The organism is Pseudarthrobacter sp. PH31-O2 (assembly GCF_030063265.1).
GTDB lineage: Bacteria > Actinomycetota > Actinomycetes > Actinomycetales > Micrococcaceae > Arthrobacter.
On the sequence record NZ_JASIST010000013.1, the window covers coordinates 77,526 to 89,200 of the forward strand.

The following is an 11,675-nucleotide window of genomic DNA, read 5'->3' on the forward strand; positions in this document are numbered from 1 at the left end:
CCATGTCCGAGCAGTTACTGGTGGGCGCTGTGGCCTACACCCCGAACGTAGTGCCCATCTGGGAAGGCATCCGCGAATACTTCAAGGACTCGCCGGCACCGATGGACTTTGTCTTGTTCTCCAACTATGGACGCCAGGTCCAGGCGCTGCGCGCCGGACAGGTCGACATCATCTGGAACACCAATCTGGCCTATGTGCGTACGGTCATGCAGACCGGCGGGCGGGCCCGCGCCCTGGCGATGCGCGACACCGACACACGGTTCGCGACCGTGTTCGTCGCCCGCGCCGGTAGCGGACTCTCCGGCCCGGACGCCCTCGCCGGTCAGCGGCTGGCCTTGGGGTCCGCGGACTCGGCCCAGGCCGCCATTCTGCCGCTGTACTATCTGGCCCGGGCAGGCCTGGACCTCACCTTGCTGGAGGTGACGCGGTTCAATAGTGACATCGGCAAGCACGGTGACACCGGGCGCAGCGAGCTGGACGCCATCGACGCCGTGCTCGCCGGCGAAGCCGACGTCGCGGCCATCGGAATCACCACCTGGGAAGGCATCGGCGGCGCTGAACTGATGCCGGAGGCACTGGAGGCGGTCTGGCAGACCGAACCGTATTGCCATTGCATGTTCACCGCCTTGGACACCCTGCCCGCAGAACGCCACGAGCCATGGGTCAGCACGTTGCTGGCTATGGACTGGGAGCGGCCCGAACACCGACGGATCCTCGAGCTTGAGGGGTTGAGGCGCTGGGTCCGGCCCGAACTGGACGGCTACGCCGGGCTGTTCGTCGCCGTCGAGGAGCAGGGGGTGACCCAGTGGTGGTGATCTTGGACCTGGTGCGTGTAGTGGGGTCCCTGGCCGAGGGCGCCACCGGCGCGGTGGCTGTTGGCTCCGCAAGCGAGTTTGACGTGGTCCAACGCTGGTGCGAACGAACGGGCAACACCCTCATCACGACGTCGTGGACTGACGTCGGGCCCGGCACCGTCATCGTGCGTCGCGGTCGGCTGCCCGACCCGGCATTGACGCTGGGACCGGACCGACTTCCCGGGGCCCGGCTCTGGCTGTATACGAATTTCCACTGCAACCTGGCCTGTGACTACTGCTGTGTCGCATCTTCACCCAAGGCCGAGCGCCGGGAGCTCGGCGTCGAACGGATCGCCCGCCTGGTCCGGGAGGGCGCAGACTGGGGCGTCCAGGAGGTCTATCTCACCGGCGGCGAACCGTTTCTGCTGCCTGACATTGCCCGGATAGTCACAGACTGCGTCCGGCTGCTTCCAACCACCTTGCTGACAAACGGCATGCTGTTCCGCGGGCCCGGGCTTCGTTCCTTGCAGGCGATGCCGAGGGAGCACTTCGCCCTGCAGATCAGCCTGGACTCCCCCACCCCGGAGATCCACGACGGTCACCGCGGCGCCGGCAGCTGGGCCCGCGCGGTGGCCGGCGTCGGCGTCGCGCTTAGCGAAGGTTTCCGAGTCCGGGTGGCTGCCACGATCGCTTCGCCCCACGCGACCGATCTCGCCGCCCTGCACGATTTTCTCGACGGGCTCGGCATCCCGCTGACCGACCAGGTCATTCGACCGGTCGCGCAGCAGGGTGCCGCCGACACCGGAGTGCAGTTCAGCCGCGAAACACTGGTCCCCGAAGTCACCGTCACCGCGGACGGGGTGTACTGGCATCCGGTCGCAGCGACAGATGACCACGCCCTGGTCAGCACACAGATCGAACCCCTGGGACCGGCGCTCAGCGAGGTCTACCGGCTCTTCGCCGAACACTGGGTTGCAGCAGGCGCCGCCGCCAAACTTTTCCCCTGCGCGTAGGACGGCCGCCAGTGTCCGAACCTGCTCAGCTGACCGAACTCAATCCGCGCGCGCTCGTGCACCCCGCGACCCACCCAACGCACGCCGACCGAAATGCTTTTCGGCTCGCCCAGGACACTCCTGAGGTCTAACATGAATCCATGAAGCCCAACGACGAGGTGCTTGTCGTTTATCTGTACGTCAGTTGCGGGGAATCGCCCGGCGGCCCCGTCCCCTTCAGCGGCACCCACATGAGGGAAAACAGCAAGGTCTCCGACCGTGTCTGATCTACCCGCGACCACAACGCCGGCCGGCCAGACCGCCGCCGCCGAAGGAATCGACTCCGGGCGTTCCGCCCGAGCCGTCATCGCCGGACTGCGAATCGCCGTAGCCCTGTTGTGGATCCAAAACGTCAGTTGGAAGATCCCCCCCGACTTCGGCCGCAACGACCACACTGGTCTCTTCCAATTCACCAGCTACGCCCTCGAGCACCCGGTCTTCCCGCCTTTCTCCTGGCTGATCCAGTACGTTGTCTTACCGAACTTCACATTGTTCGGCTACGCCACACTGCTGGTCGAGTTCAGCCTCGGCGCGTTCCTCATCGTCGGCCTTCTCACCCGCTTCTGGGCAGCGATTGGCATCATCCAGACCCTGGCGATTACCCTGTCCGTCCTGAACGCACCCAACGAATGGCACTGGTCCTACTACCTCATGCTCGCCGTGCACGCCGTGCTGCTCGCCACGGCCGCCGGCAGATCCGCAGGGCTCGACGGCCTGCTCCGTCCGCACTGGCGCACCTCATCAAACCGCCTGGCCAAGTGGGCGCTGAGGGCATCATGACCGGTCGCCGCGATATCTCCCGGGCCCGGCTGGAACCGGAAACCCGACGACGTTCAGTGGCGCTCAGTGCCGTTACCGCGGCAAGTGCCGTCTTCGCACTCATCGACTACGACCCGCTCAAACTGGTGCCTGTCAATCCGGCACAGGCCGTGACCCTTCTCGTTCTTGCCCTCATCGCTTTAACCGGCACCTTGCTCCGGCTGCGCGCCCTGCTGTTCGGCGTCGGTGCAGTAATGATCGTCGTGGGTCTCCTCCGCCTCATCACGTACGGAGAGTGGTTCGAGCAGACAGCCGGCAGCGTCGGGACTGCAGCACTGCTGACCGGACTCGGCATGGCCTTCATCGGTATCATGCTCGCCGGTGACCAAACACCACCTGAGCGACGAGCAACGCCCACCGGGCCGGACTAGTAGCTGTGGCCGGCGGAGCCTTGAAAGTCCCGACGCGAGTCCCGCCATACGTGGACCGGCCAGGGACCGAACCACTTCGGCGTACCTGGACCCCGGGCCCCCCGGAGTCATCGACATGACCGGCCTCTACAGGTGCCGGGCCATCGAGCTTCCGGTGGTGTGCGCCCCATGGACGGTCAAGTCCACGGTGGCCGGGCCAGCTCTGGGCACAAGCAAGTTTTTGCTCGAAATGTCGGCACAGCTGGGGGCAGCAGCGGCCGCAGCTGCTGCCCGGCCCGTCAGCACTCTTCCCGGCTTCGAGGAACAGCAATGAGGCCAACGCTGCAGCTGCGGGTGGCGGTCTTCGCCAAGGAGTGCCGGCCTGGCCGGGTGAAGACCCGGTTGTCTCCGCCGTTGACGCCTGATCAGGCCGCCGACCTGGCACAACGCAGCCTCAGCAGGACCCTCGATACCATCAGGGTCTTGCCTGTAAGCGAACGGCTGCTGGTGATGGACGGGACACCGAGCGCCCGGGATGCCGCAGGATTCGCGGTTATGGCCCAGACCGGCGGCCCGCTAGATGAACGGCTCGCTGCAATCTGCGACGAAACCACCGGCCCGTTGCTGATAGTTGGCATGGACACACCCCAGATTTCAGCGGCGCATCTTGCCCCGCTACTCATGGACTGGTCTGCCGCGACTCCCCAACACGATGCCTGGCTGGGACCGGCCGAGGACGGCGGCTTCTGGGCGCTGGCCCTCCGCCGGCCTGAGGGCGCGCTGGTCCGTGGAGTGCCGATGTCCACGGATAAGACCGGATCGGAACAGCTCTCCCGGCTGGCGGCGGGCGGACTCTCAGTGGGGCTGCTAGCTGTTCTGAGGGACATGGACCGCATCAATGATGCACGGGAGATCGCCGCGGAAATCCCGGGCACCGAGTTCGCAGCCGCGGTGGCGGCCGCGATCGAAAAAATACTAGTCATGGGCCGCCGTGACAAGCCCGCGGACCGGGTTACATTCCCCGGGCCGGCCCAAGTGCAGCATCGAACGCCGGCGCCGGGTTCAGGCTCGCGGACACTTTGACGGCGAAGCAGGTACGCAGGAGAGCCCGCGTCCCTGCGGGGGTCGCGGAACGCTCCGGGCGTGTTGACCTTGCGCATCGGGTCGTGCGACTTATTCCGTGCCGTTGTCCTGCGCTTCGAGATGCATGGCCATGGCTTCAGCGGCCTGGTTCCAGCGTGCTGTCAGGGCCTGTCTGCTGAGCGGTTCGAACAGGCTGGTCAGTACTTTTTCGACTGCATCGTATGCGGCGTCTTTGGCCCGTTCCTGCGCCGCCGGGCTGTAGTATTTCATGCCCTTTGTTCGACGCCGCAGCCCAAAAGGATGCCCGGCTTGGTCACCCCAGGTCAATCCCCGGGAGTCCCTACCCTGCACATCCCCGGTCCCTTACAGGGTTGTCCGGCGGGGCCGAGTTCAGTGCCCCCGACTTTGAAGCCCAGGGCAGGGCCGGTGAACCACTCATCGCTCCCAGCTCGCACCTGCGCCTGGCGCATCCCTCGCACAACAACGGGGTGCGGATGCTCCGCCGCGGGTACAACTACACGGACGGCTCCGACGGGCCGGGTCACCTGGACGCCGGCCTCTTCTTCATCGCCTTCGTCAAGGATCCCCGCACCCACTACGTGCCCATGCAGCTCGCGATGGCCAGGAATGACACCTTGGCGGTGGAATACCTGGAACACACCGGCTCCGGGCTGTTCGCTGTCCCGCCGGGAGTCCAGCCCGGCGGGTAAGTCGGTGGGGGTCTCTTCGCGATCTGACGCAGCACCGCCTTCACCGATGCGCCTGCCTGACAACGCCCCGGCCCACCCCGCCCGGGCGCCGGGTCGCGGGTTCCACGCCGCCGGCAACGCGGAACCAGGAAGCGGAGGCGCGGCGACGAGCAGCCGTCCGGCTGTTTCGGGGGCTTCCCCGGCGGGAGCAGGGTCTGGTTCGCCGCAGCCGGGGTCTCCTTCTGCTGTTTCGGGTGCGGGCACGGCGGGTTCCCCGTCGGCTGCGGCGTTGATGGTGTGCGGGGAGGAAACCCGGGCAAATATCGTCCGGATCCTGGCGATGTCATCCGCCCCCGGCACGACCGATTCCTGGGTCGACAATCTGTATACCTGCACCTATGCCCTGCCTCAAGGGTCCTTCGTGCTGTCTGTGCAGGAAGCCGCGGACCCGGATGCTGCACACGCGTATGTCCGGGATCTGCAGCGGAGCACGGATGCGGCCGCCCCGATCGAGGGGCTGGCGAATCTGGGGTTCCCGGCCTTCCAAACGCCAACGTCCGCAGCCTTCGTTAAGGACAACTTCGTCCTGACGGTGGACGCGGCGGCCCTGCCGGAAACGCTGGGACCAAACCAGGTCACCCGCGCCGCATTCGCTTACCAGGTCGCCACCACGGTACTGGCCTGCTGGTCCGAATATGTCCTACACAACTGGCAGAAACAGAACCCCAGGGGTTTCCGGAGGTGTGTTTGAGCTGGTGGGTGCCCTGTTCCGAGGCGGAAAAGTATTTCTTTATCCCTCCCATCCGTGACGTGGAGCACAACGAACCGTTAGAGTCACCACCATGGGCGTGACCATCAGGGGAGCGTCCATTTCCAATGGAGGAAAAAGTCATGAAGAAATCCGCTTTCCTGATCGCCCCGGCCCTGGCCTTGGGCGCCCTCGCACTCTCCACCAGCCCGGCCCTCGCCGCGGACAACACGAACTATCAGGCGAACCTTGCCGCGATCAACGGCAGCAACGCCACAGGCACGGTGATGATCACCGTCAGTGGCGACCAGGCCACAGTGACCGAAAAAGTCTCCGGGCTAGCTGCCATGTTCAACGGCAGCCCCTACCCGCACGTCCAGCACATCCATATCGGTGCGAAGGGTACCTGCCCTGACATGTCCGCTGACACCAACAAAGACGGAGTGATTAGCACCACCGAAGGCGCCCCCGCTTACGGTGGCATCGGCACGACCCTGTCCACCAGCGGAGACACGAGCCCCGCAGCCGGTACCGACCTGAAGGTTGCCGGGATGGGTGCCTCCTACACCTATAACAGGACCTTCACCCTGGACGCCAAAACCGCTGATGCCCTCAAGGCCGGCACCGCCGTCGTCGTCGTCCACGGCCTGGACCCGGCCACCTTGTCCGACGCAGCGCAGAAGGCCCCCAGCGACCTCGTGCCCTCCCTGCCCCTGGCCGCCACGTCACCTGCCCTGTGCGGAACCCTGAAAGCCATGCCCGCAGGGGCCCCCGGCACCGGCATCACCAAGCCCGCCCCTGCCGGCCCTGATCTCGGCCTGCTGGCCGCAGGTGGCGGCCTCGTCATGGCCGCCGGCGGCGCATACGCAATCCGCCGCAAAATGGCAGCCTAGGGTCTGAGAAGACCCGGGGAACAAGCAGGGAACTGATGGGATCTGAAAACAGCCGCCGCCGTGGACGCTTCAGCGCGTCCGCGGTGGCCGCGCTGCTCCTGGCCGGCGGCATCACCACCATCGGCCTGGGACTCCACGCCGAACCACCCGCACCGGGGCCAACGACCAGCGTGTCCTTGCCGTCGCCGTCACCTGGCGCTGCCACTGCTGCGGCAGCACCCATTCCGGACCCGCTGACCGCACCGGCCCCGCCTAACCCGTCTTCCGTGGCTGTTCCGTCCGCGCCGGACACGGCTCTGCCCGCGTCCGCGCCGGATCGGGTTGAGGTCCCCTCCATCGGCGTGAACGCGGCCCTGACCCCTGTGGGCAAGCAGGCCAACGGGGAAGTTCAGACCCCGTCCGGGGAACCGGGCTCACCCGGTGGCTGGTACCAGGACTCGCCCACCCCGGGCCAGACGGGGTCCGCGGTCATCCTCGGCCACGTCAACACCACCAGCAGCGATGTGGGGCTGTTCTACCGGCTCCATGAGCTCACCCCGGGCCAGACCATCACCGTCACCCGCGCGGACCACACCGCCGCGGTCTTCACGGTTGACAAAGTCGATGTCTACCACAAATCAACTTTCCCGACCGTGGAGGTCTACCAGAACGCGGACCGGCCCGAAGTCCGGCTGATCACCTGCGGCGGGTACGACCCCACCACGCGGGAGTACCTGGACAACACCGTCGTCTACGCCCACCTGACCTCCAGCCACCCCGCCTGAATCCGGAACCTCTGCCCCTGCTTCCACCAGGAGCGCCCGTCAGCTCCCCGAAAGGGAACAATCATGAAGGCGATAAAAATCCCTCAACGTCTTACCGTTGCCCTGATCGGCGCGGCCACCGTCATCGGTGCCAGCGCCTGCGGGACCACCCAAGGAGCGCCCAGCTCATCACCTGGGTCTCCGACGTCAATGCCTTCCTCGTCCGCTTCCATGGACCCCGGAATGGGAGCTTCGCCGATGACACCGTCAACGGGAGCCCCAAACGCGTCCACCGGGACGGCGGCTGACGTGACGATCCATATCAAGTCCTTTGCCTATACCGGCCCGGACAGCGTCCCGGCCGGGGCGAGCGTGACGGTGATGAACATGGACTCTCAAGCCCACACCGTCACCGCTGAGGACGGTTCCTTCGACGCGGTCGTCAAAGCCGGGACCAGCACCACTTTCACCGCCCCCGCCAAGGCGGGCACCTACGCCTACCACTGCACCTACCACTCCAACATGCAAGGAACCCTGACCGTCAAATGAGCCAGGACCACACCCCAACCCACGGCGCCCGAGCCCCGGAGCCGGGCCGCCGCGGCCGTGGCAGCGTTGCGGGTCTCGTCCTGCGGGTCCTGGCAGCGGCCGCTCTCTTTGTGGACGCCATCGTGCACGCCCGCCTAGCAACGGGCTACCAGTCCGCCGCCCCGGAAGGCTTCGGGGAGGGCAACCTCTTCCTCGCCGAAGCCGGCGCTGCGGCAGCGGCCGGACTCTACGTCCTGGTCCGTGGCAGCCGCCCCGCCTGGCTCCTTGCCCTACTCACTGCCGGCGGAGGGCTGGCCGTCCTGCTGCTCTACCGCTACATCGATGTTCCGGCGTTCGGGCCGTTCCCGGCCATGTATGAACCCGTCTGGTTTTTCGATAAGACCCTCACCGCCCTCGCCCAGGGCGCCGCGGCCCTCCTCGCCGCCACCGCCCTGATCCTGGACCGGCGATCCCGGCCGAAAACTGTCTCCGGTACGTCCGCCACCACCGGCAGAGACACTCCCTGACCCCGACAATTCCTGTTTAGTGGAGCATGTGGAGATAGAAAGTGCCATGCACTCCCTGGACCAATGTCCTGGAGGTTACCGACATCCTCCTCAGCTTCCTTGCCAAGTACCTCGACAGAAAACGGAGAAGAAAAATGACCGGATCGAACACGTCAGAGCGCGCGCAGCAGTTGAAAGCGCTGCATGAGGCCCCGGAGATCCTGCGGGTTGTCAACGTCTGGGATGCCATCAGCGCGTCCACGGTCGCGGCGCTGCCGGAGACCAAGGCAATCGCGACCGCCGGCCACTCCATCGCCGCCGCGTACGGCTACGCGGACGGGACGATGCCCCTGGAGATGGCGCTGGCAGGGGTCAAAACAATCGTGGACGCCGTTGATCTTCCCGTCACGGCCGATCTTGATGATGGTTACGAGAACCCGGCCGAGACGATTCGCAGGGCAATCGCGCTCGGCGTCGTCGGCGCCAACGTGGAAGACCGGCTTCGGCCCTTCTATGAAGCCGTCGCCCGCGTGCACGCCGTCATGGCAGCTGCCCAGGCCGAGGGCATAGCCTTTCAGCTGAACGCCCGCACCGACGCGATCGCGAGGGGCGGTGACCGGCCTATCAAAGACAGCATCGATGACGCCATCACCCGGGGCCGCGCATACCTGGACGCCGGTGCCGCGCTGGTGTTCGTCCCGGGAGCACTGACCCGCGAGGTCATCGAGCCGCTGGTCGAGGGACTCGGGCGCGGAAAGCTATCAGTAATCGGCGCACCCGGTGCCCTGCCGGCAGCCGAGCTGCAGTTACTTGGGGTGGCCCGTGTCTCCTACGGCCCCTTCACCCAGCGTGTCGCCCTGCGCGCAATCCGCGACCTCGCCACCGATCTGTACTCGACCGGTGTCATTCCCGCCGACACCCCGCCCCTGAACTAGCTACACGACCACCCATCGGCTCGGCCGCATGAAACTGGTGCGTGTCATCGCAGCGCTTCATGCGGTCTACGCCGACCAAAGACCCGGTCATTCTGTGTCTCATGAACCCGCAACATACCCCGGTGTATCCCCGTGCCCGTCCCGGACCGGAAGTGCAAAGACGAGTGGTTTTTCGGTCTGCGGTGAGCAGTCCTTAATTGGGCAAGAAGAACTCCAACGCGATACCGTCCGGGTCATTGAAGTTCAGTGCCGTGCCATACGGGGCATCTACGGGTCCGCTGTGGATCACGCCGATGTTATCCAGATGCGCGGCCCACTCGAGGAGTTCCTCTGCGCTGGCCACGGAAAAACCCGCATGGTCCAGACCTGGATTGCGCTCACTGAAGCGGCCCTCCCCGGAAGCTGCGCGATGCTCTGTGAGTCCCAGTGACGCCCCTCCACCAAGATCGAATTTACTTCGAACAAACGGCCCATCGAGCATCGTCCCGGTGGGCGATGTACCCCATAGGCGGGAGTAGAAGGCGACGCTGACCTCGAGGTCGGTCACGGTAAGAGCGAGGTGGTCAATGGCAGGCGACGCGGGCATCAGGACCACTAGTGGGGAAGGCGGGGAAGAGTCCGCCGAGGTATAAGCCCACATCGTCTCACAGGTCCTGCGGACGCCGCTTTCAACCCGGCGGACACAAATCCCCGCGACGCACCCCCGCCGCAACGGCTGCAGGTCGCTGATTTATGAGCGTCGGCCTTTGATGGGGCGCAGGTATCCAGCGAGTACGGATCTATCCTCTACTTCGTAGCCCCGATGGCCCCAGACAGAAGCGACCCTAACGCTGGATACTTTACATTTTCACATTCCCCGAACTTCAAGTCACACGTCCTCTAACGATCGCCCAAGTTCAGTGGGACCGTGCAGGCTTTCGCCACTCGTGGTTAGCGCCCGGGACGACATCGGCGGCCACCGCCGCCTGTGGCTCTGGATCGATCCTGCGGCCGAATTTCTCTTCCGCGGCAGTCTCGATGCCGGGGCTTTCAGTCGACTACTAACGAATTTCTTCTGGATCGAATTGAGCCTGGCTTCGTTTCTTGCGGCGGGACTGGTGGAGATAACGGTATATCTCGCTCGACACGCTGGGCGGTGAGCGTGGCGGGGTGGAAGCTCGATATGGCCGCGAGACGAGAGGCTGTGCCGAGTGCGTAAACCGTGGACAAGGAAACAGAACAACCGAGGCCGACGCTGCCTGCGAGCTGGTCAGGATGGCGAAGGAACGGGGGCGCTTAATTTGGCCGCGTTCGACCACAGGTGTGCCTAGGGGGCTTGGGTGCCCTTCAAGGTGGCCGCTACCCTGTTGCTGTCGGATTCGAAGCGGGAGAGCAGCCGCAATAGGTCGTGGCGGTCTTCCTCGTTCCAGTCGCTGAAATTACATCGATAAGGGTGTTGCCCGAATGCCGTAGCGCGGCGCCGGCCCGTTTCCCGGCCATGCGAGCCTGATCAGCGAGGCGCGCATATCCCTTGGGTCGTCTGATCTTCCAACCAGTCCTGCTTCTTGGAGGCGTGCGGTGATTGTGGAGATGTTGGAGGCGCCTGTGACCATTCGCTCTGCCAGGGCCGACGGGCGTTGGGGGCCGGAGTGGTTCAGGATGCTGAGCCGTGTCAGGGCTCCGGAGTCCAGTGCCGCGTATCGCAGTATGCCGTGTCGGCATTCCTTCATCGCGTGTTCGCGGGCGATCTCCACGGCGGCGTTCAGATCCTTCTCGACGGCGTCCGGGTGGTGGGCAGTGACTTCCAGGACGACGTCCGAGTGGCTCTTGATCATCATGGTCTCTTTCTCGGCGGATGTGCCGGGGCTCTCAACCAGCACAGGTTCCGGGATCCGGGTACGGCAGGGAAAGCGGAAAGCGGTGACTCCAGAGGGGTTGCCCAGCATTCTCTGATGGGGCGGGGCCGGCCGCAGTATTCGGCGGGCTGGATCGGCGGAAGCAATCTGCTTCAGATCCGCTGCCACAGTCGCCTCGTCAAGCGTTTCGGGAACGAAGGCGCAGGACGCTCCGGCGTCCAGGAAAGCCTTACAGCGTTCGATGGCGTCAGCACGGCCGACGGGCGCGTGTCCTGTCCGGAGGAACGCGTCCGTTCGGGCATGGAGGAGAGGACGAAATCGATCTCCTCGCGCTTCTTGGCCAGGAGGGGATCGCCCATCTGCTTCACGGTCTCCGCCAGCGGGCGCATCCGGTCCTCAATGTTGGACCCGACGACCCCTGCACCGATGGCCCACCGCAGGGTATCCCCCAGGTTGCCGTAGCCCGCTTCCAGATCGGGACTGACCGTCCCGGACCCTGGGCAGCATCTGCCAGGACGTAGCATAACGGATTGGTCACGGTATCTGGTGAACCCATCCGGGGCGGCGTGGATGCCGAAGTACTCCTGACAGACCAAGCCGGACCCGCTGGATTCATTGTCAGGACCGCACCGCTTACGGTGTGGCCGCGGGAACGGATACATCCACTGAACTACTTTCAAGGAGCATTCCCATGCGCACA

17 protein-coding genes and 2 pseudogenes are annotated in these 11,675 nt (G+C 65.4%); 14 read left to right on the plus strand and 5 right to left on the minus strand.

All coding sequences use genetic code 11. From position 1 onward, the window contains the following. The first annotated feature begins 2 nt into the window (after nucleotides 1-2). The 7 genes from QMG72_RS16695 (at nucleotide 3) to QMG72_RS16725 (ending at nucleotide 4,098) form a co-directional block, all read left to right on the plus strand. On the plus strand, nucleotides 3-815 hold the full coding sequence (locus tag QMG72_RS16695; protein WP_283481176.1) for an Rv1680 family SBP-like protein: 813 nt from the start codon (nucleotides 3-5) through the stop codon (nucleotides 813-815). Then, on the plus strand, nucleotides 806-1,807 hold the full coding sequence (locus QMG72_RS16700) for an Rv1681 family radical SAM protein (RefSeq protein WP_226774123.1): 1,002 nt from the start codon (nucleotides 806-808) through the stop codon (nucleotides 1,805-1,807). Before QMG72_RS16695 ends, QMG72_RS16700 begins: the two co-directional genes overlap by 10 nt. A gap of 140 nt (nucleotides 1,808-1,947) precedes the next feature. Next, on the plus strand, nucleotides 1,948-2,073 hold the full coding sequence (locus QMG72_RS16705; RefSeq protein ID WP_256446664.1) for a hypothetical protein: 126 nt from the start codon (nucleotides 1,948-1,950) through the stop codon (nucleotides 2,071-2,073). Next, nucleotides 2,066-2,626 (plus strand): DoxX family protein, encoded by a 561-nt coding sequence (locus tag QMG72_RS16710; RefSeq protein WP_283481178.1) that lies wholly within the window; start codon nucleotides 2,066-2,068, stop codon nucleotides 2,624-2,626. Before QMG72_RS16705 ends, QMG72_RS16710 begins: the two co-directional genes overlap by 8 nt. Beyond that, complete coding sequence (locus QMG72_RS16715; protein ID WP_283481179.1) at nucleotides 2,623-3,036, plus strand: Rv1678 family membrane protein; 414 nt, start codon at nucleotides 2,623-2,625, stop codon at nucleotides 3,034-3,036. The genes QMG72_RS16710 and QMG72_RS16715 overlap by 4 nt, the downstream gene beginning before the upstream one ends. Nucleotides 3,037-3,151: 115 nt before the next feature. Beyond that, a complete protein-coding gene (locus tag QMG72_RS16720; protein WP_283481180.1) occupies nucleotides 3,152-3,349 on the plus strand; it encodes a hypothetical protein in 198 nt (65 codons plus the stop codon). Continuing rightward, the gene (locus QMG72_RS16725) at nucleotides 3,346-4,098 is read left to right on the plus strand and encodes a TIGR04282 family arsenosugar biosynthesis glycosyltransferase (RefSeq protein ID WP_282361036.1); all 753 of its coding nucleotides are present in this window, start codon (nucleotides 3,346-3,348) and stop codon (nucleotides 4,096-4,098) included. Before QMG72_RS16720 ends, QMG72_RS16725 begins: the two co-directional genes overlap by 4 nt. A 90-nt stretch (nucleotides 4,099-4,188) precedes the next feature. Here QMG72_RS16725 and QMG72_RS16730 read toward each other — a convergent pair whose 3' ends face one another. After that, nucleotides 4,189-4,368 (minus strand): hypothetical protein, encoded by a 180-nt coding sequence (locus QMG72_RS16730; protein WP_226774119.1) that lies wholly within the window; start codon nucleotides 4,366-4,368, stop codon nucleotides 4,189-4,191. A gap of 101 nt (nucleotides 4,369-4,469) precedes the next feature. Here QMG72_RS16730 and QMG72_RS16735 point away from each other — a divergent pair. The 4 genes and pseudogenes from QMG72_RS16735 to QMG72_RS16750 form a co-directional block, all read left to right on the plus strand. Continuing rightward, nucleotides 4,470-4,808 (plus strand): annotated as a pseudogene (locus QMG72_RS16735) (Dyp-type peroxidase); the annotation flags it as partial. A 319-nt stretch (nucleotides 4,809-5,127) separates the two neighbouring features. Then, nucleotides 5,128-5,538, plus strand: a complete 411-nt coding sequence (locus tag QMG72_RS16740) for a hypothetical protein (RefSeq protein ID WP_283481182.1) — start codon at nucleotides 5,128-5,130, stop codon at nucleotides 5,536-5,538. Between the two features lie 140 nt (nucleotides 5,539-5,678). After that, complete coding sequence (locus QMG72_RS16745) at nucleotides 5,679-6,428, plus strand: hypothetical protein (protein ID WP_283481184.1); 750 nt, start codon at nucleotides 5,679-5,681, stop codon at nucleotides 6,426-6,428. Between the two features lie 35 nt (nucleotides 6,429-6,463). Beyond that, nucleotides 6,464-7,192 carry a class F sortase gene (locus tag QMG72_RS16750; RefSeq protein ID WP_226774115.1) on the plus strand — a complete coding sequence of 243 codons (729 nt, stop codon included), beginning with the start codon at nucleotides 6,464-6,466 and terminating at the stop codon, nucleotides 7,190-7,192. Between the two features lie 83 nt (nucleotides 7,193-7,275). Here the strand turns inward: QMG72_RS16750 and QMG72_RS16755 are convergent, their stop codons facing one another. Next, nucleotides 7,276-7,497 (minus strand): hypothetical protein, encoded by a 222-nt coding sequence (locus tag QMG72_RS16755; RefSeq protein ID WP_226774128.1) that lies wholly within the window; start codon nucleotides 7,495-7,497, stop codon nucleotides 7,276-7,278. Here QMG72_RS16755 and QMG72_RS16760 point away from each other — a divergent pair. From QMG72_RS16760 to QMG72_RS16770, 3 genes are all read left to right on the plus strand, one after another. After that, nucleotides 7,481-7,720 (plus strand): cupredoxin domain-containing protein, encoded by a 240-nt coding sequence (locus QMG72_RS16760; RefSeq protein WP_282361034.1) that lies wholly within the window; start codon nucleotides 7,481-7,483, stop codon nucleotides 7,718-7,720. The two genes, QMG72_RS16755 and QMG72_RS16760, sit on opposite strands and share 17 nt — an antisense overlap. Continuing rightward, entirely contained in the window at nucleotides 7,717-8,226 is a 510-nt protein-coding gene (locus QMG72_RS16765) for a hypothetical protein (RefSeq protein ID WP_283481185.1), read from the plus strand. Before QMG72_RS16760 ends, QMG72_RS16765 begins: the two co-directional genes overlap by 4 nt. Before the next feature lie 134 nt (nucleotides 8,227-8,360). After that, nucleotides 8,361-9,140, plus strand: coding sequence for an isocitrate lyase/PEP mutase family protein (locus tag QMG72_RS16770; RefSeq protein WP_283481186.1), 780 nt, complete (start codon nucleotides 8,361-8,363; stop codon nucleotides 9,138-9,140). Nucleotides 9,141-9,333: 193 nt separating this feature from the next. On the opposite strand, the gene QMG72_RS16775 is transcribed toward QMG72_RS16770, so the two are convergent. From QMG72_RS16775 to QMG72_RS17875, 3 genes and pseudogenes are all read right to left on the minus strand, one after another. Beyond that, nucleotides 9,334-9,726 carry a VOC family protein gene (locus tag QMG72_RS16775; protein ID WP_283481187.1) on the minus strand — a complete coding sequence of 131 codons (393 nt, stop codon included), beginning with the start codon at nucleotides 9,724-9,726 and terminating at the stop codon, nucleotides 9,334-9,336. An 832-nt stretch (nucleotides 9,727-10,558) separates the two neighbouring features. Next, nucleotides 10,559-10,957: a MarR family transcriptional regulator gene (locus QMG72_RS16780; protein ID WP_283481188.1), complete on the minus strand. Its 399-nt coding sequence runs from the start codon at nucleotides 10,955-10,957 to the stop codon at nucleotides 10,559-10,561. 222 nt (nucleotides 10,958-11,179) lie between these two features. Continuing rightward, nucleotides 11,180-11,236, minus strand: a pseudogene (locus QMG72_RS17875) (hypothetical protein); the annotation flags it as partial. Nucleotides 11,237-11,675 lie beyond the last annotated feature (439 nt).